The following is a 26,376-nucleotide window of genomic DNA, read 5'->3' on the forward strand; positions in this document are numbered from 1 at the left end:
GACGAAACTGGATTTTTTGAGGAAATCCAGGTTCTCTAGGGAAATCACTGGGAGGAAATTATGGCCGATGTCACGCTGAGACAGGTGAAGAAATCATACGGCAATCTGCACATTCTCCACGGCATCGACCTCGACATAAAGTCGGGCGAGTTCATCGTCTTCGTCGGCCCGTCGGGTTGCGGCAAGTCGACCTTGCTGCGGTCCATCGCCGGGCTTGAGGAGATCACCTCCGGCGAGCTGAAGATCGCCGGCGAGGTGGTGAACGACGTGCCGCCTTCCAAGCGCGGCATTGCCATGGTGTTCCAGTCCTATGCGCTCTATCCGCACATGACCGTCTACGACAACATGTCCTTCTCGATGAAGATCGGCAAGGAAAGCAAGGCCGAGATCGACAAGCGGGTGCGGCAGGCCGCCGAAATCCTGCAGCTGACCAAATATCTCGACCGCCTGCCCAAGGCGATGTCGGGCGGCCAGCGCCAGCGTGTCGCCATCGGCCGCGCCATCGTGCGCAATCCGAAAGTGTTCCTGTTCGACGAGCCGCTGTCGAATCTCGACGCGGCGCTGCGCGTCGCGACCCGCATCGAGATCGCCAAGCTCAAGGAATCGATGCCTGCCACGACCATGATCTACGTCACCCACGATCAGGTCGAAGCGATGACGCTCGCCGACCGCATCGTCGTGCTGAAGGATGGCCATATCGAGCAGGTCGGCACGCCGATGGACCTCTACAAGAAGCCCGGCAATCTATTCGTTGCCCAGTTCATCGGCTCGCCGGCCATGAACATCCTGCCGGCGACAATCGACAGGACGGGCAACCCGACAATCGTCAGCCATGTCGGCGGCCGCAAGGCAACGGTGCCGATTGCAACGCCGGCGTCAGCAAAGGGTGCGGCAGTCAGCTTCGGCGTGCGGCCGGAGGATCTGTCGGCCGCCACCGGCGCGGAATATCTTTTCGAGGGCGTGGTAGACTATGTCGAGCAACTCGGCGAGGTGCAGCTTGTCTATGTCGATATCGGCCGCGCTGACCTGCCGTTGGTGACCAAGCTGCCCGGCAATGTCGAGGTCAAGCGCGGGGCAAAGCTGCGACTGACCGCGGATGCCGGGGACCTGCACATCTTCGACGCCGATGGGCACTCCTTCTCGCTCAAGCCGGTGGAAGTGAAGGCGGCTTGAGATAGCTGCGTCGTACAGGCATGAAAAAAGAGCGGCGGGCCAGGCCCGCCGCTCTTTTTAAGCTTCGGCTGTTAGTTGTTGCCGAACCGATCCCTGTCGCTGCTCTGAGGAACGAACTTCTGTTGGTCGTTCGACGAGTTCAGCAGCTTGTAGACCGCCGAGTTGGTGCCGGTCGACGAAGTGCGGGTGGTGTCGACGGCAGCGGCCGGCTGGTTGGCGCCATTGGAGCCATAATTGTCACTGCCGGCAAATGCAGCGCTCGAAACAGCCAGAACGGCTGCGGTGGCAAGAACGATCTTCTTCATTTTAGTCTCCTGAATTTTTCTGATGCCGCCAGCTGCAGCGGATAAGCCCGCCACGTGCTGGAAACCGGCTTTTAGCGGCCGAAAAGGTTACGGTCGGCACCGTGGGCAGGCGCCTGCTCGGCTGGAGCCGACTTCTCAACCGAAGCCGTATGGCCACTATCGGTCGACGTAATCGCAGGCTGGTTGGCGCCGTTCGAACCGTAGTTGTCGCTGCCGGCGAAAGCGCTGCCGGAGATGGCCAAAACGGCGGCGGCAGCAAGGATGATCTTTTTCATTTTCAAATACTCCTGAATTTTTTGGGATCCCGAGAGCGACGGGTTAGCCGCCCTTCTTTGGTCGGGATCAGCGATTGCCGTAGAGGTCGCGGTCGGCGCCCTGAACGACAGGCTGCTTGTCAGCGTGCGCCGGCTTCTGAATGGAAGCCGTATACGAGCTATCGACCGAGACGGCTGGCTGGTTCGCACCATTGGAACCGTAATTGTCGCTACCGGCGAAGGCGCTGCCGGTGATCGCCAAAACGGCTGCGGCAGTGAGGATGATCTTTTTCATTTTTAGTACTCCAGTTTGTCTGTCCGTCTAGCGGCGTGTCTTGGGAGGAATTCGCGTCGTTCGGACAGCCCCGATGTGGGAAAGCCATAGGCTGGTTTCCAATCACGAAGTTGTTCCGTGTGGACCACGGTCCTGCACCTTGAAATTGTGCCATGAAGTTCCTCTATGGTCATTTATCGCATTGTTTTCAGTCGCTTATGCCGAACCGAGTGGTTCGCTCCGATGTCGGTTTCCGGGCCGTCGTTCACACTGTCCTGCACGCATTGTCAACAGAAACGAACCGTTCGGTTCGATTAGAGATTGCTAATAGTAACTTTTCGATACCGTTGAGCCATTTTTGCCCGCGATCGAACTGGATCGGCAGCGATTCGAAACGGCGATGATGGCGTCGCAAGAAACGTCTCAGCTCTTTGACCCGGGGGCGGGGGGCGTAAGCCGCGCGTGTCGCGCCGCATGGATATGATGTCGCTTTCATGCCGACGTCGCGATCGCTGCCGTGATTAGATGATCGCATCTCAGGTGCCGCTTCGTGACGACGCAGCGGAGAATTGGGAAGCCGGTCAGAATCCGGCGCTGCCCCCGCAACGGTGGTGGAGTTGAAGTCGCAACGGGAGACCACTGGGCAAGAGCCTGGGAAGGTGTCGCGATGGTCCGCAAGGACAACTCCAGAGCCCGGAAACCAGCCCGAGATGCATAGACTCGACTGATCGCGGTGGGCGGTCAAGAGGTGGATAGTGCATGTCCGGCGCCGCGCCGGCCTGCGTCCGATCCTTCCTCCATCACCACCAAGTTCAGTCCTTAAACCACGAGGACAGAACTATGGATACGCGCAACGACATGCTGAGGCTCCTGAACGGCCGCAAGCAAGGCTTTTCGCTGGAACAGCCCTTCTACACCGACCCGGACTATTTCAAGCTCGACATGGAGCTTATCTGGTATCGCGACTGGCTGTTCATCGGCCATGATTGCGAACTGCCGAAGCCCGGCAGCTATATCACCGTGCAGATCGGCGATTATCCGGTGGTGCTGGTCCGCGACCAGAAGGGCAACATCAACGCCTTTCACAATTCCTGCCGCCATCGCGGCAGCCGTGTCTGCAACACTGAGAAGGGCATGGCGGCAAAGCTTGTCTGCCCCTATCACCAGTGGACCTACGAGCTTGACGGCCGGCTGCTGTTTGCCCGCCAGATGGCCGACGGTTTCGACAAGAGCCAGTTCGGCCTGAAGCCCGTCGCCTGCGAGAGCGTCGGCGGCTATATCTTCATCTGCCTGGCAAAAGAACCTGCCGACTTTGCGCCGATGCGCGCCATGATAGAGCCCTACCTCAAGCCGCACGGGCTGAATGAAGCCAAGGTCGCCTTCGAGAGCACCATCATCGAGAAGGGCAACTGGAAGCTGGTCTGGGAAAACAACCGCGAATGCTATCACTGCGCCGGCAATCATCCGGAGCTGTGCAAGACATTCCCCGAAGCGCCGACGGTGACCGGCGTGCAGGGCGCCGACAGCGATCCGGAGATGCTGGCGCACTGGGCGAAATGCGAGGCGGCGGGCCTGCCGAGCAAGTTCCGCATCGATCCGGCCGGGCAATACCGCGCCACCCGCGCGCCGCTGCTGCGCGATGCCGTCAGCTACACGATGTCGGGAAAGCGCGCGGTGACGAAGAACCTGTCCGACACTGTTGCCGCCGACCGCATCGGCACCTTGATGCACTACCACTATCCGACGACCTGGAACCACATACTGATCGACCATGCGGTCACCTTCCGGGTGCTGCCGATCAGCGCCACCGAAACCGCGGTGACGACCAAGTGGCTGGTGCACAAGGATGCGGTCGAGGGGGTCGACTACAACCTTGAGGAGCTCACCCATGTCTGGACCGAGACCAACGACCAGGACCGCCGCATCGTCGAGGAAAACGCCTTTGGCATCCTGTCTCCGGCCTATGAGCCCGGCCCCTATTCGGAGCTGCACGAGGGCGGCGTGATCCAGTTCGTCGAATGGTACGCGGCCTTCATCGGCCCGCGCCTTGCCGAAGGCGGCAGGCCGGCGCTGCGCAGCGTCGCGTGAGCTGGAGCAGGCGAAGAAGGACCGGAGGATGAATGCGATGACGGATCTTGGGCTCTATCGCCATCTCGACCAGATGGCGCCGTGGAACGATAGGCTGCAGGTGCTGGAAGTGATCGGCGTCAGCGACGAGGCGCCTGACGTCAAGACCTTCACCTTCCGCTCCGACAACCAGACCTGGTTCCGCTACAAGCCGGGCCAGTTCCTGACGCTGGAACTGCCGACACCGGACGGGCCGCTGATGCGCACCTATACGCTGTCGTCGTCGCCATCGCGGCCGTTTTCGATCGCGGTGACAGTGAAGGCGCAACCGGGCAGCATCGGCACACGCTGGATGTTCGACCAACTGGTGCCCGGCTCGCATGTCAAGGCCTATGGACCGGCGGGCGACTTCTCGTTGCACAGCCACCCGGCGGCCAAATATCTGTTCATTTCGGCTGGCTCCGGCGTGACGCCGATGATGTCGATGCTGCGCTGGCTGAACGACTGCGCGCCATGGACCGATGTCGGTTTCGTCAACTGCGCGCGGCGTGCCGAAGAGATCATCTTCCGCAAGGAACTCGAACTGCTCGGCGGCCATATGCCCGGCCTGTCGCTCGGCTTCATGATCGAGGAACGTTCCAGCCGCGAAGGCTGGTACGGCCATATGGGGCGCATCGATGCGATCCGGCTGCCCTTGCTGGCTCCGGATTTCCGCGAGCGCGAAATCTTCTGCTGCGGCCCCGATCCGTTCATGCGCGCCGTGCGCGGCATGCTGGATGCCGCCGGCTTCGACATGACGAAATACCATCAGGAGAGCTTTGCCGCGCCTGTGATGGAGGAAATTCCGGCGCCGTTTGCCTCCCCGGTCGAGGACGGCATCGCTGCACCTGTCGAAGCCGTGACGCCGATCCGCTTCTCGCTTTCGGAGGTCGATGCCGGCTGCGTCGCCGGCCAGACCGTGCTGCAGACCGCGCGCAGCTCGGGCGTGCGGATTCCCGCCGCCTGCGAGTTCGGCCTGTGCGGCACCTGCAAGGTGAAGAAGGTCTCCGGCGAAGTCGAGATGAGCCACAATGGCGGCATCCTCGACCACGAGATCGATGACGGTTTCATCCTTGCCTGCTGCTCGAAACCGTTGTCGGCGCTCGAAATCGAGGCTTGAGCCGGTCGACTTCGCCGCAACGGTCGCCGACGCAGGCGGTGTTCGCGGGTCTTTGTCTTGCCAAGCATAGGCCGAGTGATTTAGACGCACTTAGGAAGGGCTGGCAGGCCGTGAAACTGGCGCATCCCTTCATGGGCGCATGGAACGGGGGACAGAGCGATGCAACAGCGGGTCTACGCGGTCGCAAGCAAGGACATCGTTTTCGAATCATTCGATGGCGAAGCCGTCGTTCTCGATCTTTCGAACGGTAAGTATTTCGGCTTTTCCGATTCCGGCAGCCGGGTCTGGCAGGCTTTGTCGTCCGGCGTCGCCACTGAAGCGCTGGTCGGAGCTGCCGCGGCCGCCGCAAAAATAAGCCTGGCCGACCTCGAAAGCTTCGTTGCCCGACTGCTCGATTTCGGGTTGCTTGCACCAGCCGAAACACCGGCGCAACCGCTTTCGGGCGAGCTGTCGTCTGCGCTTGCTGCCAGCAATGAGCAGCTCAAGGTCGATGTCCACGACGACCTTGCCGATCTCATCATTGTCGACCCGATCCATGAGGTCGAGGAACCTCTCGGCTGGCCGGCGGTGAAACAGGCATAATCGTTTCCCTAAAGCGCGTCGCGTTTGAACGGACTCAGGCGACGCGGTTTAGATCTTTGATTTTATGCATGTCGTCGTCTCAAAACCGGGGCCACCCCGAGCGACATGCATCAGGCGACCCGGCGCAATTCTGGACGCTGGAACAACGAACACATGCCTTTGATCACGCTGCAAACCCTGCCGGATTATGCCCGCCATGTGCTGGCGGCCGCGGAAAGCGCCGCCGCCTTCTATCCCGTTGCCGCCGGGGTGCGGTTGCCGGGACTGGACCTGAGTGTCCACCTCGACCATGGCACGCTGGCGGAAGCCATGAGCCATGCCTTCATACCGGCCCCGGAAAATCCGTCTGCATCTGACGGCTGCCGCATTTTCGTCGCCCACCCGGCCATCGATGGCGTCCCCGCCCCGGCCACCTGGGGCCGAGGCGATTACAACCATCATGCCTTTGCCAACCGGCTGGAAGAGGCCGGATTGCGCGGCAGCTACTATCATGATCTCGACTTCTGGCAGTTCCATGATCCGCAACGCCATGTCGGGGCGCAGCTGATGATGTCGGCCGACGCCTTTCCGCCATGGGAACAAGGGGCGCCGCTGCGCGCCTTCCTGCATTGGGAATATGCGGCGCGCGGCATGCGGCTCACCCATGCCGGCACGCTGGGCATCGATGGCAAGGGCGTGTTGCTGGCGGGCTCCGGCGGAGCCGGCAAATCGGGAACGGTCGTCGCCGGCCTGCTCAATGGGCTCGATAGCGTCGGCGACGACTATGTGCTGATCGACCGGACCGGGGGGGTGACGGCCTATCCGCTGTTTGCCACGCTCAAGCAGGATCCGGAGGGCTTCAAGCGGCTGAAGCTGGAGGAGCAGCTAAAGTCGTACCAACCGCTGAACTGGCAAGGCAAGCATGCCTTTCGCATCGACGAGATCGCGCCTCGACCAACTCCTGCAAGTCTGGACATTATTGCTTTGATAGTGCCCCATATCAGGGGAGGTGCGAGAAGCTCGGTCATGCCCATATCGCGCAAGGATGCCATGATCGCCTTGGCCCCGTCAGGAATCGTGCAGATGCCGGGCGAGCGGGAAGCGGGCTTTCGCTTTTTCAGCGAGCTTACCCGCGACCTGCCATGCTACCGGCTGTCGCTGGGGACCGAGCCGCGCGAGATCGCCGGCACGATTGCGGATTTCGTCCTTCGGGGCGCTGCATGAAGTTGAGCATCATTGTGCCGGTCTACAATCGGGAGATCTATGTCGTTTCGACGTTGCGGTCCCTGCTCAGGCAACGCGACGATGCCGATCTCGATATCATCGTTGTCGACGACGGCTCGACCGACAGCTCCGTTGAAGCCGTCCGCGCCATCATGCGGGAAGCGTCGTGCATCCGCCTGTTCCAGCAGGCAAACCAGGGCGTGGCCAACGCGCGCAACACAGGGCTGAGGCAGTTGCTGCCGCAAACCGAACTGGTGTCGTTCCTGGATTCGGACGACGTCTCGCCGGCTGGACGATTCAAGGCTGGCCTACCCCTGTTCGCGGCCGACCCTGCGCTCGAGCTGACCTACTCGCTGATGACGCGCGTCGATCTCATGGACGACGAAGCCCTTCAGCCGGCACCGGGCGGCGCAGGTCCCACCGTGCGCGGCGTCAGCCTTAGCGCCGGGATATTCCGCAGGGCACTCATCGACCGTACAGGTGCTTTCGACGAGGAGTTCCGGCAGGGCGAAGACGCCGACTATCTGCTGCGCATTTTCGAAACCAGCCCAAAGCACATTTTTCCCGACACCGTCGCGGTATACTACCGGCGCCACCCCGGCAATTTGACCAAGCAAAGGGATGTGGCGGTGCGCGAATATCTGCGTGTGATTCAGAAATCCTTGCGGCGGCGCAAGGCCGATCCGTCGCGGCGCCCGGTCGAGGGGCTTTTCGAGATCAAGCGCCCGGCAGAGTGGTGAAAGAATGAATAGATCACAGCCTGGAATGCGTGCTTGAAGCTGAGCGTGATCATGCCGGTCTACAACCGCGAACGCCATGTCGGTTCGGCGCTGCGCTCGCTGCTGAGGCAGCGCGACGCCGCCGATCTCGACATCATCGTTATCGATGACGGTTCGACCGACAGTTCGGCGGCGGTCGTGCGCTCGCTGATCGCGGAGGCGCCGAGCATTCGCCTTTTCCAGCAGGAGAATGCGGGGGTGACGCGGGCGCGCAACGCGGGCTTGCGGCAATTGCTGCCGCAGACCGGGCTGGTATCGTTTCTCGATTCGGACGACATTTCCCCGCCGGGCCGCTTCAAGGCGGATCTGGCCTGTTTCGACGCAGACCGCACCCTCGAGCTCACCTATTCGCGCATGACGTTGGTCGACGACATAGATGACGATACGCTGGAGCCGACAGCCGACAGCCACTCGGTGACGGTTCGCGGCATTCACCTGTCTCCCGCTATCTTCGTCCGGCGGTTGGTCGAACGCATCGGCAGCTTCGACGAGGATTTCCACCAGGCCGAGGACACCGACTATCTGCTGCGCACTTTCGAAAGCGGGCCGAAATTCACGATGCCCGACACTGTTGCGCTCTATTACCGGCGCCATCCCGGCAACATGACCAGGCAGGCCGATGTTCCTTTTCGCGAATTCATGCGCGCCGTCTACAAGTCGATGAAACGGCGCGAGGCCGACCGCTCCTTGCACCCTGTCGACGGCATCTTCGATTTCAAGGAACTTGCGAATTGGCGTTTCCTGTGATGGCCAGCTACGGCGTCGTCATTCCGGCCTTCAACGCGACCGCCACCATCGCCGAGACGCTGCGATCGGTCGCGGCCCAGACGGTCCAGCCCGACGCTATAATCGTCGTCGATGACGGCTCGACCGACGATACGGTCGCGGTGGTCAATGCGCTGGGCATGCCGGTGCGGGTGTTGCGCCAGGACAATGCCGGACCAGGCAGCGCCACCACCAGGGGCATCGCCGCGCTGGCGACGCCCTTCGTCGCCACGCTCGATGCGGACGATCTGTGGCTGCCGACCAAGATCGAAAGGCAGCTGGAGCATTTCGAGCGGTTTCCCGCGACGGCAGGCGTCTTTGCCCACTGGCGGACGTTTCGCGATGACAAGCCCGATGTGCAAAAGGACGTGGCGGTGGCGGGCTGGTCGCGCACGACGATGATGATCCGCCGGGAGGTGGCCGAGGCCGTCGGTCCGATCATCGACCCGCAAGGCGGTCGCGGCGACATGGTCGACTGGATCGCCCGTGCCCGTGAGGCGGGCTTTGCGCTTGCCATGCTCGACGATGTCCTGACCTTGCGCCGCATCCGGCCCGACAGCATGTCCTATGGACGCGACCCCGTGCGCGACCGCGGTTATGTCGAAGTCGTAAGGCTGGCCATGCAAAGGCGAGCAGCGAAAAAGGCGAGCGCCGACTGATGGCCAATGCCATGCGCCGTATCGGCCGCCGCTTTCCGGACTATGGCTGGTCGTGGCCTACCGGCGGCCTCGACCAGTTGCTGAAGGCCGCATTGCTCCCCGATGAAGAGGCGGCCGGGGGCTATGCGGCGCGCTGGCTCGACGAGAACGACATCGACCATGTTGCCTTCCGAGAGCATCGGCTGCTGGCCGCGATCTCCGACAGGTTCGGCCGCAAGCTCGCTGGGCATCCGGCCTATCCACGTCTTGTCGGCCTGCAAAAGATGCTGTGGACCAAATCGCGACTGGCTGCGCGCGAGGCCGAGCCGGCGCTACAGGCCATGATCGACGCCGGCTGCGCGGTGATGCTAATCAAAGGCGCCAGCCGCATCGCCGTCAACGCGTCGGCGCAGCGGGGCCGGGTGGCGCACGACATCGACATATTGGTGCGTCCGCAGGACATGATCGCCGCCTTCGACGTGTTGACCGAGGGTGGCTGGCAAATCGCCACCGGCGTCAGCCCGCAATATCTGCGCACAAGGCTGGCGTCCCTGCGGTCGATGAATTTCTTCAAGGGCAGTTTCGGCGACATCGACCTGCACCAGTCGGCCTATGACGGATCGCAGCAGAGCACCGAAGACGATCTGGCGGTCTGGCAGCGGGCGCTGTCAGCCGATTTCAATGGCGTCCGCGTGCTTGTTCCCTCTCCGGCCGACCGCATGGCGCTCGCCATCGCACATGGCGGCCTCGATGCCCACACCCACAGCGACTGGCTGGTCGACTGTGCGGTCGCCATCGAGAGTGGCGCAGTCGACTGGGGCGTGTTCGCCGATATCGTTGCCAAGCGGGGCCTCGCCGTCGCCGCGGCGGTGGCGCTCTCCTATCTCTGCCTGGAGATCGGCATTGCGGTGCCGGAGGTCGAACTTGCAAAGACGATTGAGTTGGCCGACCGCGCCGGCCTGTCGCGCTGGTCCTCGGTGCTGCAGGCGAAGCCGCGCACCGATTTCGGCGGCCTCGTTTGGCTGTCGCGCGGCTTTGCCAAGCAATTGCGCCTCAAACGCAAAAAGGGCCGCCTGCAGCAGCCGACGCCCGCCGTCTGGCGCGGCAGGCCGACATTGCGCAAGGCAAGAGCGACGTCGGCGCCGTTTGCACTTTCCCAGACCCTGCCGCGTCCGGACAGGACTGGAGCGATGGTGCTGGACGTCACCGTCAGGATCGTCGTTCCGCCAGTCCGCCGCCGCATCGAGATGGAAATCAATGCCGGCAGCGGTCACGTCGCCCGCTTGCGTTCCATGGTGATCAGCCGCGCCGGCGGCGGACGTGTGCTGCGCTTTCGCGGCAAGGTAACGGTGGACGACACCGGCCGGCCTCTGGTGATCGAGGCACGGCCATCGCGCCAGTTCCGCAACTGGGACAATGAGGCCGAAGTCGCCGCCTATGGCGCGCTGCCGTTCCAATTGCTGTCGGCAAGGTTTTCACCCGCCTGAGAGCGGTTCGCTGTCTCCATGAAACGGTGAACCACTGTGGCCCTCTCAGACGCCATAGCGCTCGGTGCGGATGATTTCCGCTGGTATGCCGGCGTCGATCAGCGCCCGGGCAGCCGCCGAGACGAAGGTGTTCGACCCGCAGACGAAGGCGAGCGCCGGCGGCCGCGGCAGCCGCGTGAGCGCCTGCATGACCATTGCCGTGTCGATGCGCCTCGAATAGTCGGACGGGCGCCGTGCCGCCTCGCGCGTCAGCGTAAGCACCAGCTCGAACCCGTCGCGGCGGTCACCGAGACCGATCAGCTCGTCGCGGAAGATCACCTCGTCCCAGACCCGCACCGAAAACATCAGCGCCACCGGCACCGCCGATTTGCGCAAGGTCCGGTGACGCACCATCGCCATCAGCGGCACCACGCCGGAGCCGCCGCCGACCAGAAGCAGCGGCCCGCCATCCCCATCGGACCAGACGAAATGGCCGCCGAGCGGCCCGCGCAGTTCGATCTCGTCACCGACCGCGGCGATGTCGTGGAAGAAGGGCGAGACTTCACCGTCGTCGAGCTTCTCGATCGCCAGCTCGATCGTGGCGCCGCTCTCCGGCGCCGAGGCGATGGAATAGGAGCGGCGCGCTTGGTAGCCGTCAGGCGCAGTCAGCCTGACATCGACATGCTGTCCGGCGCGATAGGCGAATGGCCGTGACAGCGCGAAGAAGAAACTGGTGACGCGTGGCGTCCGCTTTTCGATCCGGGTGATTTTCGCCGTCTGCCAGGGAGATTGCGGCGCTTCGCTCATGGATCGCCGCTATAGCGCTGCTCGCGCCACGGGTCGCCATAGATGTGATAGCCGCGCAATTCCCAGAAGCCCGGCTCGTCGCGCTCGGTGAACTGCAGCCCGTTCAGCCATTTGGCCGATTTCCAGAAATAGAGATGCGGCACCAGGAGCCGCGCCGGGCCGCCATGGTCGGCAGTGATCTGCTTGCCTTCATAAAGGAGCGCCACCATCGCCTTCCCCGCGGTGAGATCCTTGGCCGGCACGTTGGTGGTGTAGCCGTCATAGCCATGCGCCAGCAGGAAGCCGGTCGGCGCTTCGATACCGGCATCGGCAAGGATGTCGTCGACCAGCACGCCTTGCCAGGCGGTATCGAACTTGGTCCAGGCGGTAACGCAATGGATGTCGCGCGTCATCTTGGTCAAGGGCAGCGCGTTGAACTCGGCCCAGTTCCACTTCTTGATCGGGCGTGGCCCGTGCTTGAGCGTGAACGACCAGTCCTCGGTGCGCACGCGCGGCGTCGGCCCCGCCGACAGCACCGGAAAGCCCTGTTCGAGATACTGACCGGGCGGAATGCGCGCATCGGTCTCCGTCGGAGGCTTTCGACCGGAGGAAAAACCGCGAGTGACCATCGGACTGTCCGTTTTTAGCAGGCCATTGCCGGCCTGCCGTAATGTTCTCGAAGATGTCGCGGCGGGCAACAGGAATTTTGGCGGGGCCGTGCGGCAGGCCTGCCGATCGTTCAGCGAGCCCGCCGCATCATGACTCAACCGGCGGCGAAGGGTACGGCGACGAAGATTTGCGCGTCGCCCCGGTCGACCAAAAGCAGCACCGACTTCCGGCCCGATCTGCCGGCCTCGGCGATCGCCTGGTTGGCTTGCCGCGCATCCCGCACGGGCGACCGGTCGACGGCGACGATGACGTCGCCCGGCTGCAGGCCGGCATTGGCAGCTGCCTTGTCCGGATTGACGCGCTCGACCACGGCGCCACGCTGGTTCCAATCCCAATGTCGTCAGAGGCCTCCGGTGCGCCTGAGATAGGCTGTGGCGATCTCGCGCATCCGGTTGCCGTCGAAGCTCGGCCCATGGCCGCCATGGCCGAGGCGAACAGGCAGGTCAAGGAGCCGCTGCATGGTACGGCGATAATCAGGCCGGGAGGAATCCGGCAGGTCGTCGATCAGCGTGGAATCGTAGATGGCGTCGCCGGCAAAGAACAGGCCGTCTGCCTCGTCGAACAAAGCGATCGAATCCGGCGAATGTCCGGGCAGATGCAGGACGCGGAACTGCCGGTCGCCGAGGTCGACGATGTCGCCCTCGTCCAGCGTGCGCGTCAGCGGCGCCGGCGGAATCTTGTAGTCGGCCGCCGTCCAGCCCGGCGCCGGCAATTTCGAAACGGCGCCGTCGAGATTACAAAACATGTAGGCGTAGGTCACCTGATCGTTCATGGTCTCGAAATGCTCGGCACTGTGCCGCGGCCCGGCGCGCAGCGGAAACTCGTGCAGCGAGCCGACATGGTCGAGATGGATGTGGGTGGCGACAACGATGAGCGGCTTGCCCTCGGGCGTGTCGATCTCAGGCGCCAGCGGGCAGATGCCCATGCCGGTGTCGACCAGCAGGTCGGCGTCGCGTCCCCTGAAATGCCAGATGTTGGCGCGCACGAAATCATGCACGAACGGCTCGGTCAGCATCGTCGTGCGGTCGTCGATGATCGTCTTGCCGAACCAGTCGCCGACAACGCGCTCGCCACCAAAACGGGTGCCGCCAAAACGGCCGCCCATCAGACGAAGGGCTTTCCCACCTTGTATTTTTCCGGCACCAGCCGCTTCAGGTAAGCCATGCCCGCTTCCGACAGCTGGTTGACATCGGGCTTCATGAAATCGTCGGGCATATGGCGCGTCTTGCCGGCGACGTTCTTCAGCGGCACCTTCTTCAGCAAGGTTTTCGTGCCGTCATATTGCAGCGCCACCGAGCCACCGCCTTCGCCGGCAACGGCAACCGCGAAGGCGCCGGCGTCGAAAGCCTCCTGCGCGTCGACGGCACTGATCGAGCCGACATAGCCGCGCGGCATGTAGCCAAGCGCATCGACGCGGGCGCGCTTGCCCGGCAGGCCTTCGGCGAGCGCACGTTCCAGAGCTGACGGCAGGTCGCTGCCCGACAGTTTGACGTTGCCATGCGCGTCGCGCTCGAGCTTGTCCGGCGGCACCAGGCTTTCGACCAGCGCCTTGCCGTCGGCGGTGCTGACACCTTCGGAGACGGCGACGATGCAGCGCTTGTGGCGGTCGAGCGTGGCGCGCACGTCGTCGATGAAACCGGCGGCGGAGAATGGCCGTTCCGGCACGTAGACCAGATGCGGGCCGCTGTCGGGATCGAGCTGCCAGGCTGCAGCCGCCGCGGTGAGGAAGCCGGCATGCCGGCCCATGACGATGCCGACATAGATGCCGGGCAATGCGCGGAAATCGAGATCGACGGACAGGAAGGCGCCGGCGACGAATTCGGCCGCCGAGATGAAGCCCGGCGTGTGGTCGTTTTCCTCGAGGTCGTTGTCGATGGTTTTTGGCGCATGGACGAAAGCGATGCTGCCGCCGGCGGCGTCGGTCAGGATCTGCTGCGTGCCCGACGTGTCGTTGCCACCGATGTAGATGAAAGCGTCGGCGCCGGCCTTCTTCAACCCGTTGAGGATGACTTCGCAATAGGCAGCGTCGGGCTTGTCGCGTGTCGAGCCGAGCGCGGCACTCGGCGTGCCGGCGATCAGCCGCAGCCGGTCCTCGGGGATGGCGGAGAGGTCGACATAGTTGCCGTCACGAATGCCGCGCACGCCGTGGAGCGAGCCCAGCACCTTGGCGCCGGGATGGCGCTTGCGGACTTCCAGCGTGGCCCCGACAACCGTCTGGTTGATGACGGCGGTCGGGCCGCCGCCCTGTGCGATGACAAACGTTCCAGCCATGCTCGATCTCTCCCGGCGCTGTGGTTTTCAAGGCACCTTGGCCTAGCTTGCCGCATCGCGCAACGGGAGTTTCCAGCGGCGCCAAACCGCCGCACAGGATCAGACGACCACGACCGGGTTCTTCTTGGAAACGCGGCTGTAGAGGTCGATGATATCCTGGTTGATCAGGCGCACGCAGCCCGACGACATCGCCTGGCCGATGCTCGCCCATTCCGGCGAACCGTGTATGCGGTAGCCGGTGTCCTTGCCGTCCTGGTAGATGTAAAGAGCGCGTGCGCCGAGCGGGTTGGTGAGGCCACCGGGCTGGCCGTTTTGCCACTTCACCAGTTCCGGCTTGCGCTGGATCATCTCCGGCGGCGGCGTCCAGGTCGGCCATTCCTTGCCGTACTGGATGTTGGCGCGGCCGGACCAGCGGAAGCCGTCCTTGCCGATGCCGACGCCGTAGCGGATGGCGTCGCCGCCCTCCTGCACCAGATAGAGCTTTCGCTCCTGCAGATGGACGACAATGGTGCCGGGCGCCTCGCCGGTCTCGTTGACGACGATCTGGCGGCGGAACTCCGGCTTGACCTTCTGATAGGGCACCGCCGGCACTTCGAAGCCGCCATCGTTGAGCGAAGCGTACATGACATCGGGGCCGGTGACGTTCTTGTCGACGCTGATCGCCGGACGGATCGGCCGCACCGAGCCGGTGACCGTGTCATCCAGCTGGAATTGCGGCAGCTCGAGCGTCGAAGTGCTGCAGCCGGCCATGCCGAGCAGCGTCATGGCGCCGGCCCCTGACAGGACGAAGCGGCGGGAATAGAGATGTTCGGTCTCGTTTGCGTCGCCATTTGCTGGCGGCGTCACATTCTGCGGCAACTCACGCATGCACCCAAACCCTACGCTGTCGGCGGGAAACACGGTCCGGCCGGATAGCAGGCAGTTTCGCCAAACATGGTTGAAAAAGGGTGAAGGCCCAACGACCGGCATTAAACTTGTGCCGCCAATAGCCGCAGCGGTCGGGCGAAATGGTCCGCCGTGCATTTTTGGGAGAGGGCTCTTTACATTCCTCCGCACACGAGGATTTATCCTTTTCTTTGCGCTCAAGGAGACAAAGATGTCGTTCGAAAACTGGGCCGCCTTCGCCGCCGCCTCCACCGTTCTGCTCATCATTCCCGGCCCGACCATTCTTCTGGTCGTGTCCTATGCGCTGGGCCAGGGCTGGCGCACCGCCTTGCCGATGTCCGTCGGCGTGGCGCTGGGCGACTTCACCGCCATGACCCTGTCGATGCTGGGCATCGGCGCGCTGCTGGCCGCGTCGGCGACCGTGTTCACCATTCTGAAGCTGATCGGCGCCTGCTATCTGATCTATCTCGGGGTAAAACTATTTCGCGCCGGCGGCGCGCTCAAAGCCGAACCACGCACAGATGCCGTCTCGGCCGCCAAGATGATGGCGCACGCCTGGCTGGTCACCGCACTCAACCCGAAGAGCATCACCTTCTTCGTCGCCTTCCTGCCGCAGTTCCTCAACCGGGAAGCCGATTTCTGGGCACAGATGCTGATCTTCGAAGCGACCTTCCTGGCGCTCGCCTTCGCCAATGCCTTCGGCTACGCGCTGATTGCGGCGCGCGCCCGCAACGTCGTACGCAACCCCAAGGCGATCCGCATCTTCAACCGCACCGGCGGCACGCTGCTGGTCGGCGCCGGGATCGCCACGGTGGCGATGCGCTCGGGCAATTAGGAACTGCGGAGCATCAGGGCCGATATGGCAGTAAGAGATCCATTCGGCCTAATGTTTTCGGGCGCGACCGAGGCCGGGTTTTCACCCTACAGCCAGGCCGTTCATGAATTGCAATGCTTCGTCGGCGACCCGGTCGGCTCCGTTGACCGCGCCATATCGGCGGATCCCGGTTTCGTCATGGCGCATGTCTTCAAGGGGTATCTGTTCGGCCTCGCCACCGAACGCGAGGCAATGGCGGTCACCCAGGCATGCCATGCTGCGGCACTGCCGCTTGCCGCGACGCCGCGCGAACAGGCGCATGTGGCGGCCCTTGGCCACCTTGCCGAGGGACGCTGGCATGACGCCGCGCGCCTGCTCGAAGATATCGCCATCGACAACCCGCTCGACGTGGTGGCGTTGCAGGTCGGCCACCAGATCGACTTCTTCACCGGCAATGCCCGCATGCTGCGCGACCGTATCGGCCGCGCGCTACCGTCCTGGCAGAGCGGCATGCCAGGTTATCACGCCATTCTCGGTATGCAGGCCTTCGGTCTCGAGGAGATGGGCGACTATATCAGAGCCGAAAGTTTTGGCCGACAGGCGATCGAGATCGAGCCGCGAGACGGCTGGGCGCAGCACGCGGTCGCCCATGTCATGGAGATGCAGAGCCGGCAACGGGACGGCATCGCCTGGATGCGCGCCAATCCCGAGGCGTGGACCAAAGAGAGCTTCCTGCAGGTGCATAATTGGTGGCATCTGGCGCTGTTCCACTACGATCTCGGCGAGACCGACGAGGTGCTCAAACTCTATGACGGGCCGATCTATGGCGAGCGTTCGACGCTGGCGCTGAACATGGTCGATGCATCCGCGATCCTGTGGCGGCTTTATCTCGGCGGTGTCGATGTCGGCGACCGCTGGGCAGCGCTCGCTGCCAACTGGGCGCCGAAGGCTGGAGCCGGCAACTACGCCTTCAACGATGCGCATGCGATGATGGCATTCGTCGGCGCCGGGCTCGAAGCGTCGGCCAAGATCTTGCTCGAAGCCCAGCACGAGGCGATGCGCGGCAGCGACGACAATGCCGCCTTTACCCGGGATGTCGGCCAGCCACTGACGGAAGGCATTAAGGCATTCGGCGAGGGCAATTACAGCGAAGCGGTGCGCCTGATTCGACCGATCCGCGCCATTGCCCATCGCTTTGGCGGCAGCCACGCCCAGCGCGATGTGATTGATCTCACGTTGATCGAGGCGGCGTTGCGCGCCGGCGACACAGCGCTTGCCCGGGCGTTGACGGCCGAGCGCGCACTGGCCCGGCCGGACAGTCCGCTGTCGGCGCTGTTTTCGCAACGCGCCGCCAATTTGTCAGAGAATTGACCCGCGGCGGATCTTGTTTTAAAAACTGGCAAGCCAGATTTTTTCGAGACCCGAAAAAATTAATGGCAATGGGAGGAATGCATGTATCTCGGCCTCGATCTCGGCACGTCGGGCGTCAAGGCGCTGTTGATGGATGCCGGGCAGAAGATCATCGGCTCCGGCCATGCTTCGCTTGACGTATCGCGGCCGCATCCCGGCTGGTCCGAACAAAACCCCACGGACTGGATCCGCGCCTGCGAGACGGCCATTGCCGAGCTGAAAGCCTCGCACCCGAAAGAGCTTGCCGCGGTCAAGGGCATCGGCCTTTCCGGCCATATGCATGGCGCCACCTTGCTCGATGCCGGCGACCAGGTGCTGCGCCCCTGCATTCTGTGGAATGATACGCGCAGCCACGCTGAGGCCGCGGCGCTCGATGCCGACCCGCGCTTTCGCCAACTCACCGGGAATATCGTCTTCCCCGGCTTCACGGCGCCGAAACTCGCCTGGGTGAAGAACAATGAGCCCTCCGTCTTCGCCAAAGTGGCGAAGGTGCTTTTGCCGAAGGATTTCCTGCGGCTGTGGCTGACCGGCGAGCATATCTCAGAAATGTCCGACTCGGCCGGCACCTCCTGGCTCGATGTCGGCAAACGGCGCTGGTCCCCCGAGTTGCTTGCGGCGACATCGCTCGACGAAAGGCAGATGCCGTCGCTGGTCGAAGGCACGGAGAAGGCCGGAGCCTTGCGCGCCGAACTGGCCGCCAGCTGGGGCATAGCATCGGGCACCCCGGTTGCCGGCGGCGCCGGCGACAATGCTGCTTCGGCCTGCGGCATGGGCACGGTCGGCGCCGGCCACGCTTTTGTGTCGCTGGGCACATCTGGCGTGCTGTTTGCCGCCAACGCTTCCTACCTGCCCAATCCGGCAAGTGCGGTCCACACCTTCTGCCATGCCCTGCCCAACACCTGGCACCAGATGGGGGTCATCCTGTCTGCGACCGATTCGCTGAACTGGCTGTCGGAGATTTCAGGCAAGAAGGCCGGCGAATTGACCGCCGAACTTGGCGATGTGCTGAAAGCGCCGAGCGGGGTGTCGTTCCTGCCCTATCTCTCGGGCGAGCGCACGCCGCACAATGATTCCGCCATTCGTGGGTCCTTCACCGGACTGGCGCATGAGTCGAGCCGCGCGGTGCTGACGCAGGCCGTGCTTGAAGGCGTCGCCTTCGCCTTCCGCGACAGTCTCGAAGCCTTGAAGACCGCCGGCACGGATTTGACGCGGGTGACGGCAATCGGCGGCGGCTCGCGCTCGCGCTATTGGCTGAAGGCGATCGCTACGGCGCTGCAGGTGCCCGTGGACATTCCGGCCGACGGCGATTTCGGTGCTGCCTTTGGCGCCGCCCGGCTCGGGCTGATTGCGGCGACAGGGGCTGATCCGCTGGCGGTGTGCACGGCGCCGAGGACGGATGCGACGATCGAACCGGATGTCCCGCTTGGCGGGGCGTATGCCGATGCCTATCAGCGCTACCGGGCGCTGTATCCGGCGATCAAGGGCGCCATGGCGTGAGTGAGCGCGGGGCACCCGGCAATCACATGAGGGAGCGCGAGGCACCCCCCTCTGCCCTGCCGGGCATCTCCCCCTCAAGGGGGGAGATTGGCAGCTTGCGCGCCGACTCTTTTCTTTCGGCGTTATTGGTTGGCGAAGGTCCGCGTGACTATCAATCTCCCCCCTTGCGGGGGAGATGCCCGGCAGGGCAGAGGGGGGTGTCTCGCGCCACCCTTAATCGATCACTGCGCCGGCACCTTGTCCAGAAACCCGGTGACGCTCTTCAGGCGCCCATTTTCGATAACACCGATATCGGTGCCTTCGATAACCGACGGCACGCCTTCCGGCCCAAGATTCCACGAGAAGCGGATGCGGTCGCCAAACCCGTCCGGCGTACCCTTCAGCGAGAACCGGAAGCCGGCGAAGCGCTGCTGTACGCCGTCGATCAGCCCAGCAACGCCGGCGTGGCCGTCGCCCTGCATGAGCGGATCGCGGTAGCTGACGTCTTCGGTGAAGGTGGCCTTGAGCAGTTCGGCACGGCGATCCGCATCGGCCTCGTTCCAGGCGGTGATGTAGTTCTCGGCGATCGTGTTGAGGTCGGTCATGGTCTGTCTCCTTCGTTGAGTGGCTTTGACACGAGCCTTTTCACCCCAAGCGAGAGCGAAACCAATTACGCCTGAGGTAATCAGGGCGAACTATTCGAGAGAGGACAGAAATCATGAGCAGCGGATTTTTCGGCGACATCAAAGCGATCAAGTATGAGGGGCCGGATTCGACCAATCCGCTGGCCTACCGCTTCTACAATCCCGACGAGGTGGTGGCCGGCAAACGGCTGGAAGACCATCTGCGCTTCGCCGTCGCCTACTGGCATTCTTTCGCCTGGCCGGGCGGCGATCCCTTTGGCGGCCAGACCTTTGACCGGCCCTGGTTTCCCAAGGCTGGCGGCGTCGACACGATGGAACTGGCCAAGCTGAAAGCCGACGTCGCCTTCGAGATGTTCTCGCTGCTCGGCGCGCCCTATTTCTGCTTCCACGACGCCGACGTGCGGCCGGAAGGCAAGGATTTCTCCGAAAGTGCCGCGCGGCTCGACGAGATCGCCGACTATTTTGCCGCCAAGATGAAGAAGACCGGCGTCAAACTGCTCTGGGGCACGGCCAACCTGTTCTCCAACCGCCGCTTCATGTCGGGCGCCGCCACCAATCCCGATCCGGATGTCTTCGCCTATGCGGCGGCGACGGTGAAAAGCTGCATCGACGTCACGAAGCGGCTGAAGGGCGAGAATTATGTACTGTGGGGCGGGCGCGAGGGCTATGAAACGCTGCTCAACACTGATCTTGCTCGCGAGCAGGAGCAGGCCGGGCGCTTCCTCAGTCTCGTCGTCGACTACAAGCACAAGATCGGCTTCAAAGGCACGATCCTGATCGAGCCGAAGCCGCAGGAGCCGACCAAGCATCAGTACGACTACGACGTTGCCACGGTCTACGGTTTCCTCAAGCGCTTCGGGCTGGAGAAGGAAGTGAAGCTGAACATCGAGCAGGGCCACGCGATTCTTGCCGGCCATTCCTTCGAGCACGAGCTGGCGCTGGCCAATGCGCTCGGCGTCTTCGGCTCGATCGACATGAACCGCAACGACTACCAGTCGGGCTGGGACACCGACCAGTTCCCCAACAATGTGCCGGAGATGGCGCTGGCCTATTACCAGGTGTTGCAGGCCGGCGGCTTCAAGACCGGCGGCACCAATTTCGACGCCAAGCTGCGCCGCCAGTCGCTCGACCCGCAGGACCTGCTGATCGGCCATATCGGCGGCATGGATTCCTGCGCACGAGGTCTCAAGGCAGCCGCCAAGATGGTCGAGGACAAGGCGCTGTCGGGTCCGCTGGCCGAGCGCTATGCCGGTTGGAACACGGCCGAGGGCAAGGCGATGCTGTCGGGCAAGCGCTCGCTGGAAGACATCGCCGAGCGCGTGGTGAAGAAGAAGATCGAGCCGCAGCCACGCTCCGGCCGCCAGGAGTTGCTGGAAAACATCGTCAACCGCTACGTCTGAGGGCGGAAAGCCGATTCGTTGTGCTCAAGGGTGGCTGGATAACATTCCGGCCGCCCCGGAATGGGGTTTGCGCAAGACCCTATCCGACGACAAGGGTTTGCCCTTTGGCGCCCCTCAATGACCTCGCTCTTGCCTTCAAACTGCCGTCACGTATCTCGTATAAGGATGCGGTTGTGGCGGGTGAAAAGGAAGGAGGCGAACCGATATGCAGCATGAACGCGAAATCGACGCCCTGCTCTCATCCGGCGAGACCGGATCGATCATCGACCGGCTGATGGCGCTGCCGCGGCCGACCGACAGCGTGAAAAACGAATGGGATCGTGCTGTCAGCAGCCGATTTGAACTCCGTCTGGCGAGGCAGATGCGCTCGCAGATGGACGCCGGCAGCGATCGACAGAACGCAGCCTGATCTCCCTTTGTCTGTGCATGTCGTAATCCCAAAACCGCGACACACTTTTGGGCGACATGCATCAACCTCGGCGCAGCCTGACCGGGGCTTCGCCGAACGCTCTTGAAAACGCTCTGGAAAATGCCGCGGCGGACGAGAACCCCGTCCGCCCGGCAATATCCGCCATGGCGATCCGCGTGTCGACCACCAGCCGCCGCGCCGCGCCCAGCCGCAGCCTGAGATAATATGCGCCCGGCGTCTCGCCGATCGACTTGCGAAAAATGCTCTCCAATGTCCGCGCCGTCACCCCGGCGCGTTTTGCCACCGCGTCGATGGTCAGCGGCTGGTCGACATGCGATTCCATCAGCCGGATAGCCTGCGCCAGACGCGGGTCGTAGCCGTCGAGCCGGCCGAGCGAGACCAGCGGCTGCGCGTCGGTCGCGGCGCGCGCCTGGTCGTAGATGAAGACGCTGGCGACATCGAGCGCGACGGCCATGCCGAGCCGGGTGCGGATCAGATGCAGCATCAGGTCGAAGGTCGGCGACGCCCCGCCCGAGGTGAACACCGGTCCGTCGATGACGTAGCGGTCCGGACGCACGTCGACGCCGGGAAAGGCGGAGGAAAAATCCTCCATGTCTTCCCAATGGGTGGTGGCGCTGCGGCCTTCGAGGAGGCCGGCGCGCGCCACCAGCCATGTGCCGGCCTCGACGCCGCCGCAGGCGCGAGCCGCGCGGGCCGCTCGCCGTAATCCGGAAAGCAGAGCCGATGTCGCGTAATTCTGGGTGCCGAAGCCGGCGACGACGACAAGCACGTCGGTCGGCTCGGCCGCATCGAAGTGGCCCCTGACCGCCACCGGCAGGCCGCTTGTGGTGACCGGCGCCTCGCCGGTGACCGAGACCAGTTTGAAATCGAACAGCGTCTCGCCTGAGATGCGGTTGGCGGCGCGCAGCGGGTCGACGGTCGACGCCACGCACATGATGGACGAGCCTGAAAACACCAGCAGCGTCACCTTGAGCGGCGATCGCTCAGCGCGAAAAATGGTCGGTTTTTCGCTTTTGATCATGAGAGCTTCGTAAATCGCAAAACAGTTTCCGGCAAGTCGGGCATTGTTGGGTCTGTTTCTATGGGAGGAGATGTCCATGCCGCTCGCGATGAACCGTGAGGTTTTCATTACCTGTGCCGTGACCGGGTCCGGCGGCTCGCAGGACCGCTCCCCGCATGTGCCACGCTCGCCCAAGCAGATCGCCGATTCGGCGATCGATGCGGCCAAGGCCGGTGCCGCCATCGTCCACTGCCATGTCCGCGACCCCGAGACCGGCAAGCCGCGCCGCGATATCCATCTCTACCGCGAAGTGACGGACCGCATCCGCGCGGCAGAAGTCGACGTGATCCTGAACCTGACCGCCGGTATGGGCGGCGACATGGTGTTCGGCTCACCGGAAGCGCCGCTGCCGCTCAATGAAAAAGGCACCGACATGGGCGGCGCCACCAACCGCATGGAACATGTGCGCCAGTGCCTGCCGGAAATCTGCACGCTGGATTGCGGCACCATGAACTTCGCCGAGGCCGATTATGTCATGACCAACACGCCCGGCATGCTGCGCGCCATGGGCGGCATGATGACGGCGCTCGGCGTCAAGCCGGAGATCGAAGCTTTTGATACCGGCCACCTCTGGTTCGCCAAGCAGCTGGTCGAAGAAAAGGTCTTGAATCCCGACGCGCTGGTGCAGCTCTGCATGGGTGTGCCGTGGGGGGCGCCGGACGACCTCAACACGTTCATGGCCATGGTTAACAACGTGCCGTCGACCTGGAACTGGTCGGCCTTCGCCATCGGCCGCAACCAGATGGCCTATGCAGCCGCTGCAGTGCTCGCCGGCGGCAATGTCCGCGTCGGTCTCGAAGACAATCTCTGGCTCGACAAGGGCGTGCTGGCCACCAATGCGCAACTGGTCGAGCGCGCCGCCAGCATCGTCACCAATCTCGGCGCCAGGATTCTGGGACCCGAGGAAGTGCGCAAGAAGCTCAACCTGACCAAACGGGCGCCGATCGCAGCAGCTGCGTAAAACGGGAGCGGATCATGGCTACCGTCAAATTCACTGCGATGAAGGATGGCGACAGGCAAGACTACGAGTTCCTGACCGCCCATGAGATCGACTATGCCGCCAGGACCGGCGAGCGGCTGCTCGACGCTTTGGTGCAGCTCGACGAAGGCCTGTCCGGCTACAAGATCACCCGGCTCGGCCATTCCTGCAGGCGGCGACTCGTGCCTGGCGCGACGGCGCCGACACCGACTGGATCGCCTGCGCGCTGCTGCACGACATCGGCGACATCTACGCTCCCTACAATCACGACGAGTACGCCGCTTCGATCCTGAAACCTTTCGTGCGCGAACAATGCACCTGGGTGGTGGAAAAGCATGGCGACTTCCAGCGGCTCTATTACGCGCATCATCTCGGCGGCAACCGCCATGCTCGCGACCGCTTCGCCGGCCATGCCTATTTCGACGATTGCGACCAGTTCTGCGAACGCTGGGACCAGTCGAGCTTCGACCCGGACTACGACACGCTGCCGATCGCATTCTTCCGCCAGTTCGTGCTCGAAGTATTCGCCCGCAAGGCCTACGACCCCTCCGTGATCCGCGTCGGCGAGCGCGTGCCTCTCATCGACCCTCAAACAGCCAAGACAAGAACCGGAGCCTGACCATGAGCATCATCAACAAGGCAGCCGCCATTGGCGGCGGTGTCATTGGCGCCGGCTGGGTGGCGCGGCTGCTGCTCAACGGCATCGACGTGTCGATCTTCGATCCGGACCCGGAAGCGTCGCGCAAGGTCTCGGAAGTGATGAAGGGCGCGCGCCGCGCCTACAGGCAGATGGTTCCCGGCGGCCTGCCCAGGGAAGGCAGACTGACCTTTGCCAAGACCATCGCCGAGGCGGTGGCCGACGCCGATTTCATCCAGGAGAGCGTGCCGGAGCGGCTCGACCTCAAACACCGCGTACTGGCCGAGATCGATCTCTACGCGCCGGCTAACGCCATTGTCGGCTCGTCCACCTCGGGCATCAAGCCGACCGACATGCAGGTGGCGATGAAGAAGCATCCGGAGCGTCTGGTTGTCGGACATCCCTTCAACCCGGTCTATCTGCTGCCGCTGGTCGAGATCGTCGGTGGCGAACAGACCTTTCCAGAGGCGATCGAGGTCGCAAAGGAGATCTATGCATCGATCGGCATGAAGCCGGTGGTGATCCGCAAGGAGATCGAGGCCTTTGTCGGCGACCGCCTGCTCGAAGCGGCGTGGCGTGAGGCGCTGTGGCTGATCAAGGACGGCATCTGCACGGTCGAGGAACTCGACGACATCATGCGCTATGGCTTCGGCCTGCGCTGGGCGCAGATGGGCATGTTCCAGGTCTACCGCGTCGCCGGCGGCGAGGCCGGCATGCGCCACTTTATGGCGCAGTTCGGGCCGTGCCTGAAATGGCCGTGGACCAAGCTGATGGACGTGCCGGAGTTCAACGACGAGCTGGTCGATCTGATCGCCACCCAGTCGGACGACCAGGCGCATGGCCTGTCGATCCGCGAACTGGAAAAGATCCGCGACGACAATCTGGTCGCGATCATGGATGCTCTGTCGAAACAGAACAAAGGCAAAGGCTGGGGCGCCGGCGCCTTGCACAAGGACTATACCAGGCAGTTGGCCAAGCTGGCGGCGAAGAAGCCGGCCGCTTCCAGGGCCGCCGAAAAGGCCAAGGCATCCAAGCCGGTGAAGAAGGCGGAAAAGTCGAAGAAAAAGAAGAAGGGCTGAGGACCATGGATTTCGGTCTTTCGGAGGAACAGAAGCTCATCGTCGAGACGACGCGCGCGTTCGTCGAGAATGAGCTTTACCCGCATGAACGCGAGGTCGAGCGTACCGGCGTGCTGCGCCGCGAGTTGATCGAGGAGATCAAGGTCAAGGCAATCGAAGCCGGGCTCTATGCGGCCAACATGCCGGCCGATGTCGGTGGCGCCGGCCTCGATACGGTGACTTGGCTGCTCTACGAGAAGGAACTCGGCCGCGCCAACTATGCGCTGCACTGGACCTGCGTCGCGCGCCCCTCCAACATCCTGCTCGCCGGCACGCCCGAGCAGCGCGAAAAGTACCTGTTCCCGTGCATCCGCGGCGAGAAGTGGGACTGCCTGGCGATGACCGAGCCCGGCGCCGGCTCCGACCTGCGAGGCATGAAGGCGACCGCGGTGCAGGACGGCCACGACTGGGTCCTTAACGGCACCAAGCATTTCATCTCCCATGCCGATCTTGCCGATTTCGCGATTTGTTTCATGGCTTCGGGCGAGGAAGAAACGCCGCGCGGCAAGCGCAAGAAGATCACCGCCTTCTTCGTCGACAAGGGCACCAAGGGGTTCACCGTGCGCGACGGCTACCGCAACGTCTCGCATCGCGGCTACACCAACGCCATCCTCGAATTCGACGATTGCCGCCTGCCGGCAAGCCAGGTGCTGGGTGAGGTCCACAAGGGCTTCGACGTCGCCAATTCCTGGCTCGGCGCCACGCGCCTGCAGGTCGGCGCCACCTGTCTCGGCCGCGCCGAGCGGGCGCTCGGTCATGCCATCGAATATTCCGCGCAGCGCCAGCAGTTCGGCCAGCAGATCGGCAAGTTCCAGGGCGTGTCGTTCAAACTCGCCGACATGGCGACCGAATTGAAGGCGGCGGACCTGATGGTGTTCGAAGCCGGCTGGAAGTACGATCAGGGCACCGTCACCGATCAGGACATGGCCATGGCGAAGCTGAAGGCTACCGAAATGCTCGCCTTCGTTGCCGACGAAGCCATCCAGATCCATGGTGGCATGGGGCTGATGGACGACCTGCCATTGGAACGCATCTGGCGCGACGCCCGCGTCGAGCGCATCTGGGAAGGGACGTCGGAAATCCAGCGCCACATCATTTCGCGGGCGCTGCTGCGCCCGTTCGGGGCATAACC

The 26,376-nt window shown here is 63.5% G+C and carries 27 protein-coding genes, 2 pseudogenes and 1 riboswitch; of the genes and pseudogenes, 18 read left to right on the forward strand and 11 right to left on the reverse strand.

The window, feature by feature from the left end:
* The first annotated feature begins 60 nt into the window (after positions 1 to 60).
* Complete coding sequence (locus ACYG9Z_RS16640) at positions 61 to 1,173, forward strand: ABC transporter ATP-binding protein (protein WP_023752442.1); 1,113 nt, start codon at positions 61 to 63, stop codon at positions 1,171 to 1,173.
* A 71-nt stretch (positions 1,174 to 1,244) separates the two neighbouring features.
* On the opposite strand, the gene ACYG9Z_RS16645 is transcribed toward ACYG9Z_RS16640, so the two are convergent.
* The 3 genes from ACYG9Z_RS16645 to ACYG9Z_RS16655 form a co-directional block, all read right to left on the reverse strand.
* Complete coding sequence (locus ACYG9Z_RS16645; protein WP_023715518.1) at positions 1,245 to 1,478, reverse strand: DUF680 domain-containing protein; 234 nt, start codon at positions 1,476 to 1,478, stop codon at positions 1,245 to 1,247.
* 71 nt (positions 1,479 to 1,549) lie between these two features.
* Complete coding sequence (locus ACYG9Z_RS16650; RefSeq protein WP_023668886.1) at positions 1,550 to 1,753, reverse strand: DUF680 domain-containing protein; 204 nt, start codon at positions 1,751 to 1,753, stop codon at positions 1,550 to 1,552.
* A gap of 67 nt (positions 1,754 to 1,820) precedes the next feature.
* On the reverse strand, positions 1,821 to 2,027 hold the full coding sequence (locus ACYG9Z_RS16655; protein ID WP_023668885.1) for a DUF680 domain-containing protein: 207 nt from the start codon (positions 2,025 to 2,027) through the stop codon (positions 1,821 to 1,823).
* Positions 2,028 to 2,527: 500 nt separating this feature from the next.
* A riboswitch (cobalamin riboswitch) is annotated at positions 2,528 to 2,729 on the forward strand.
* Positions 2,730 to 2,846: 117 nt separating this feature from the next.
* Between ACYG9Z_RS16655 and ACYG9Z_RS16660 the strand changes: the two genes are divergently transcribed.
* From ACYG9Z_RS16660 to ACYG9Z_RS16695, 8 genes are all read left to right on the forward strand, one after another.
* A complete protein-coding gene (locus ACYG9Z_RS16660; RefSeq protein ID WP_023752441.1) occupies positions 2,847 to 4,094 on the forward strand; it encodes an aromatic ring-hydroxylating oxygenase subunit alpha in 1,248 nt (415 codons plus the stop codon).
* 37 nt (positions 4,095 to 4,131) lie between these two features.
* On the forward strand, positions 4,132 to 5,232 hold the full coding sequence (locus tag ACYG9Z_RS16665; RefSeq protein ID WP_023703626.1) for an FAD-binding oxidoreductase: 1,101 nt from the start codon (positions 4,132 to 4,134) through the stop codon (positions 5,230 to 5,232).
* Positions 5,233 to 5,391: 159 nt separating this feature from the next.
* Positions 5,392 to 5,814 carry a PqqD family protein gene (locus tag ACYG9Z_RS16670; RefSeq protein ID WP_023752440.1) on the forward strand — a complete coding sequence of 141 codons (423 nt, stop codon included), beginning with the start codon at positions 5,392 to 5,394 and terminating at the stop codon, positions 5,812 to 5,814.
* Between the two features lie 153 nt (positions 5,815 to 5,967).
* Positions 5,968 to 7,017, forward strand: a complete 1,050-nt coding sequence (locus tag ACYG9Z_RS16675) for a hypothetical protein (protein WP_023752439.1) — start codon at positions 5,968 to 5,970, stop codon at positions 7,015 to 7,017.
* Positions 7,014 to 7,757 (forward strand): glycosyltransferase family 2 protein, encoded by a 744-nt coding sequence (locus ACYG9Z_RS16680; protein ID WP_023725908.1) that lies wholly within the window; start codon positions 7,014 to 7,016, stop codon positions 7,755 to 7,757. The genes ACYG9Z_RS16675 and ACYG9Z_RS16680 overlap by 4 nt, the downstream gene beginning before the upstream one ends.
* A 33-nt stretch (positions 7,758 to 7,790) precedes the next feature.
* Positions 7,791 to 8,543, forward strand: coding sequence for a glycosyltransferase family 2 protein (locus ACYG9Z_RS16685; RefSeq protein WP_023752438.1), 753 nt, complete (start codon positions 7,791 to 7,793; stop codon positions 8,541 to 8,543).
* Positions 8,528 to 9,220, forward strand: a complete 693-nt coding sequence (locus ACYG9Z_RS16690) for a glycosyltransferase family 2 protein (RefSeq protein WP_245259934.1) — start codon at positions 8,528 to 8,530, stop codon at positions 9,218 to 9,220. The genes ACYG9Z_RS16685 and ACYG9Z_RS16690 overlap by 16 nt, the downstream gene beginning before the upstream one ends.
* Complete coding sequence (locus ACYG9Z_RS16695; RefSeq protein ID WP_023752437.1) at positions 9,220 to 10,686, forward strand: nucleotidyltransferase family protein; 1,467 nt, start codon at positions 9,220 to 9,222, stop codon at positions 10,684 to 10,686. Before ACYG9Z_RS16690 ends, ACYG9Z_RS16695 begins: the two co-directional genes overlap by 1 nt.
* Positions 10,687 to 10,731: 45 nt before the next feature.
* Here ACYG9Z_RS16695 and ACYG9Z_RS16700 read toward each other — a convergent pair whose 3' ends face one another.
* The 6 genes and pseudogenes from ACYG9Z_RS16700 to ACYG9Z_RS16725 all read right to left on the reverse strand — a co-directional run bounded on the left by ACYG9Z_RS16700 (position 10,732) and on the right by ACYG9Z_RS16725 (position 15,258).
* Complete coding sequence (locus ACYG9Z_RS16700) at positions 10,732 to 11,472, reverse strand: FAD-binding oxidoreductase (RefSeq protein WP_023752436.1); 741 nt, start codon at positions 11,470 to 11,472, stop codon at positions 10,732 to 10,734.
* Positions 11,469 to 12,080, reverse strand: coding sequence for a molybdopterin-dependent oxidoreductase (locus tag ACYG9Z_RS16705; RefSeq protein ID WP_023752435.1), 612 nt, complete (start codon positions 12,078 to 12,080; stop codon positions 11,469 to 11,471). Before ACYG9Z_RS16705 ends, ACYG9Z_RS16700 begins: the two co-directional genes overlap by 4 nt.
* 134 nt (positions 12,081 to 12,214) lie before the next feature.
* A pseudogene (locus tag ACYG9Z_RS16710) lies at positions 12,215 to 12,445 on the reverse strand (PDZ domain-containing protein); the annotation flags it as partial.
* A gap of 15 nt (positions 12,446 to 12,460) precedes the next feature.
* The gene (locus tag ACYG9Z_RS16715) at positions 12,461 to 13,225 is read right to left on the reverse strand and encodes an MBL fold metallo-hydrolase (protein WP_031196287.1); all 765 of its coding nucleotides are present in this window, start codon (positions 13,223 to 13,225) and stop codon (positions 12,461 to 12,463) included.
* Positions 13,225 to 14,391: a diphosphate--fructose-6-phosphate 1-phosphotransferase gene (locus ACYG9Z_RS16720; RefSeq protein WP_023707783.1), complete on the reverse strand. Its 1,167-nt coding sequence runs from the start codon at positions 14,389 to 14,391 to the stop codon at positions 13,225 to 13,227. The genes ACYG9Z_RS16715 and ACYG9Z_RS16720 overlap by 1 nt, the downstream gene beginning before the upstream one ends.
* A gap of 99 nt (positions 14,392 to 14,490) precedes the next feature.
* On the reverse strand, positions 14,491 to 15,258 hold the full coding sequence (locus ACYG9Z_RS16725; protein WP_023668871.1) for a L,D-transpeptidase: 768 nt from the start codon (positions 15,256 to 15,258) through the stop codon (positions 14,491 to 14,493).
* Positions 15,259 to 15,487: 229 nt separating this feature from the next.
* Between ACYG9Z_RS16725 and ACYG9Z_RS16730 the strand changes: the two genes are divergently transcribed.
* The 3 genes from ACYG9Z_RS16730 to xylB all read left to right on the forward strand — a co-directional run bounded on the left by ACYG9Z_RS16730 (position 15,488) and on the right by xylB (position 18,997).
* Positions 15,488 to 16,111 (forward strand): LysE family translocator, encoded by a 624-nt coding sequence (locus tag ACYG9Z_RS16730; RefSeq protein ID WP_023715525.1) that lies wholly within the window; start codon positions 15,488 to 15,490, stop codon positions 16,109 to 16,111.
* Positions 16,112 to 16,135: 24 nt separating this feature from the next.
* A complete protein-coding gene (locus tag ACYG9Z_RS16735; protein ID WP_023752434.1) occupies positions 16,136 to 17,461 on the forward strand; it encodes a tetratricopeptide repeat protein in 1,326 nt (441 codons plus the stop codon).
* An 81-nt stretch (positions 17,462 to 17,542) separates the two neighbouring features.
* Positions 17,543 to 18,997 carry a xylulokinase gene (xylB, locus tag ACYG9Z_RS16740; RefSeq protein ID WP_023752433.1) on the forward strand — a complete coding sequence of 485 codons (1,455 nt, stop codon included), beginning with the start codon at positions 17,543 to 17,545 and terminating at the stop codon, positions 18,995 to 18,997.
* A 221-nt stretch (positions 18,998 to 19,218) separates the two neighbouring features.
* On the opposite strand, the gene ACYG9Z_RS16745 is transcribed toward xylB, so the two are convergent.
* The gene (locus ACYG9Z_RS16745) at positions 19,219 to 19,581 is read right to left on the reverse strand and encodes a nuclear transport factor 2 family protein (RefSeq protein ID WP_023668867.1); all 363 of its coding nucleotides are present in this window, start codon (positions 19,579 to 19,581) and stop codon (positions 19,219 to 19,221) included.
* A 113-nt stretch (positions 19,582 to 19,694) separates the two neighbouring features.
* On the opposite strand from ACYG9Z_RS16745, the gene xylA reads away from it, so the two are divergent.
* Together xylA and ACYG9Z_RS16755 are read left to right on the forward strand one after the other, a co-directional pair.
* Complete coding sequence (xylA, locus tag ACYG9Z_RS16750; RefSeq protein WP_023684279.1) at positions 19,695 to 21,020, forward strand: xylose isomerase; 1,326 nt, start codon at positions 19,695 to 19,697, stop codon at positions 21,018 to 21,020.
* A gap of 205 nt (positions 21,021 to 21,225) precedes the next feature.
* Complete coding sequence (locus ACYG9Z_RS16755) at positions 21,226 to 21,429, forward strand: hypothetical protein (RefSeq protein WP_023752432.1); 204 nt, start codon at positions 21,226 to 21,228, stop codon at positions 21,427 to 21,429.
* A gap of 61 nt (positions 21,430 to 21,490) precedes the next feature.
* Here ACYG9Z_RS16755 and ACYG9Z_RS16760 read toward each other — a convergent pair whose 3' ends face one another.
* Positions 21,491 to 22,471, reverse strand: coding sequence for a GlxA family transcriptional regulator (locus ACYG9Z_RS16760; protein ID WP_023752431.1), 981 nt, complete (start codon positions 22,469 to 22,471; stop codon positions 21,491 to 21,493).
* Positions 22,472 to 22,547: 76 nt separating this feature from the next.
* Between ACYG9Z_RS16760 and ACYG9Z_RS16765 the strand changes: the two genes are divergently transcribed.
* From ACYG9Z_RS16765 to ACYG9Z_RS16780, 4 genes and pseudogenes are all read left to right on the forward strand, one after another.
* Complete coding sequence (locus tag ACYG9Z_RS16765) at positions 22,548 to 23,471, forward strand: beta-keto acid cleavage family enzyme (protein WP_023752430.1); 924 nt, start codon at positions 22,548 to 22,550, stop codon at positions 23,469 to 23,471.
* 14 nt (positions 23,472 to 23,485) lie between these two features.
* Positions 23,486 to 24,108: pseudogene (locus ACYG9Z_RS16770) on the forward strand (HD domain-containing protein).
* A gap of 2 nt (positions 24,109 to 24,110) precedes the next feature.
* Complete coding sequence (locus tag ACYG9Z_RS16775; RefSeq protein WP_023752429.1) at positions 24,111 to 25,205, forward strand: carnitine 3-dehydrogenase; 1,095 nt, start codon at positions 24,111 to 24,113, stop codon at positions 25,203 to 25,205.
* Positions 25,206 to 25,210: 5 nt separating this feature from the next.
* Positions 25,211 to 26,374 carry an acyl-CoA dehydrogenase family protein gene (locus ACYG9Z_RS16780; RefSeq protein ID WP_023694246.1) on the forward strand — a complete coding sequence of 388 codons (1,164 nt, stop codon included), beginning with the start codon at positions 25,211 to 25,213 and terminating at the stop codon, positions 26,372 to 26,374.
* Positions 26,375 to 26,376: the final 2 nt, after the last annotated feature.

This window comes from Mesorhizobium sp. RSR380A (genome assembly GCF_054719385.1).

Bases quoted from the DNA above. Each gene is read 5' to 3' on its own strand.
- ACYG9Z_RS16665 (WP_023703626.1), top strand. From the start codon at position 4,132: ATGACGGATCTTGGGCTCTATCGCCATCTCGACCAGATGGCGCCGTGG.
- xylA (WP_023684279.1), top strand. From the start codon at position 19,695: ATGAGCAGCGGATTTTTCGGCGACATCAAAGCGATCAAGTATGAGGGG.
- ACYG9Z_RS16655 (WP_023668885.1), bottom strand. From the start codon at position 2,027: ATGAAAAAGATCATCCTCACTGCCGCAGCCGTTTTGGCGATCACCGGC.
- ACYG9Z_RS16760 (WP_023752431.1), bottom strand. From the start codon at position 22,471: ATGATCAAAAGCGAAAAACCGACCATTTTTCGCGCTGAGCGATCGCCG.
- ACYG9Z_RS16645 (WP_023715518.1), bottom strand. From the start codon at position 1,478: ATGAAGAAGATCGTTCTTGCCACCGCAGCCGTTCTGGCTGTTTCGAGC.
- ACYG9Z_RS16700 (WP_023752436.1), bottom strand. From the start codon at position 11,472: ATGAGCGAAGCGCCGCAATCTCCCTGGCAGACGGCGAAAATCACCCGG.
- ACYG9Z_RS16715 (WP_031196287.1), bottom strand. From the start codon at position 13,225: ATGGGCGGCCGTTTTGGCGGCACCCGTTTTGGTGGCGAGCGCGTTGTC.
- ACYG9Z_RS16640 (WP_023752442.1), top strand. From the start codon at position 61: ATGGCCGATGTCACGCTGAGACAGGTGAAGAAATCATACGGCAATCTG.
- ACYG9Z_RS16660 (WP_023752441.1), top strand. From the start codon at position 2,847: ATGGATACGCGCAACGACATGCTGAGGCTCCTGAACGGCCGCAAGCAA.
- ACYG9Z_RS16745 (WP_023668867.1), bottom strand. From the start codon at position 19,581: ATGACCGACCTCAACACGATCGCCGAGAACTACATCACCGCCTGGAAC.
- xylB (WP_023752433.1), top strand. From the start codon at position 17,543: ATGTATCTCGGCCTCGATCTCGGCACGTCGGGCGTCAAGGCGCTGTTG.
- ACYG9Z_RS16705 (WP_023752435.1), bottom strand. From the start codon at position 12,080: ATGGTCACTCGCGGTTTTTCCTCCGGTCGAAAGCCTCCGACGGAGACC.
- ACYG9Z_RS16695 (WP_023752437.1), top strand. From the start codon at position 9,220: ATGGCCAATGCCATGCGCCGTATCGGCCGCCGCTTTCCGGACTATGGC.
- ACYG9Z_RS16755 (WP_023752432.1), top strand. From the start codon at position 21,226: ATGCAGCATGAACGCGAAATCGACGCCCTGCTCTCATCCGGCGAGACC.
- ACYG9Z_RS16735 (WP_023752434.1), top strand. From the start codon at position 16,136: ATGGCAGTAAGAGATCCATTCGGCCTAATGTTTTCGGGCGCGACCGAG.
- ACYG9Z_RS16670 (WP_023752440.1), top strand. From the start codon at position 5,392: ATGCAACAGCGGGTCTACGCGGTCGCAAGCAAGGACATCGTTTTCGAA.
- ACYG9Z_RS16765 (WP_023752430.1), top strand. From the start codon at position 22,548: ATGCCGCTCGCGATGAACCGTGAGGTTTTCATTACCTGTGCCGTGACC.
- ACYG9Z_RS16725 (WP_023668871.1), bottom strand. From the start codon at position 15,258: ATGCGTGAGTTGCCGCAGAATGTGACGCCGCCAGCAAATGGCGACGCA.
- ACYG9Z_RS16775 (WP_023752429.1), top strand. From the start codon at position 24,111: ATGAGCATCATCAACAAGGCAGCCGCCATTGGCGGCGGTGTCATTGGC.
- ACYG9Z_RS16780 (WP_023694246.1), top strand. From the start codon at position 25,211: ATGGATTTCGGTCTTTCGGAGGAACAGAAGCTCATCGTCGAGACGACG.
- ACYG9Z_RS16720 (WP_023707783.1), bottom strand. From the start codon at position 14,391: ATGGCTGGAACGTTTGTCATCGCACAGGGCGGCGGCCCGACCGCCGTC.
- ACYG9Z_RS16680 (WP_023725908.1), top strand. From the start codon at position 7,014: ATGAAGTTGAGCATCATTGTGCCGGTCTACAATCGGGAGATCTATGTC.
- ACYG9Z_RS16675 (WP_023752439.1), top strand. From the start codon at position 5,968: ATGCCTTTGATCACGCTGCAAACCCTGCCGGATTATGCCCGCCATGTG.
- ACYG9Z_RS16730 (WP_023715525.1), top strand. From the start codon at position 15,488: ATGTCGTTCGAAAACTGGGCCGCCTTCGCCGCCGCCTCCACCGTTCTG.
- ACYG9Z_RS16650 (WP_023668886.1), bottom strand. From the start codon at position 1,753: ATGAAAAAGATCATCCTTGCTGCCGCCGCCGTTTTGGCCATCTCCGGC.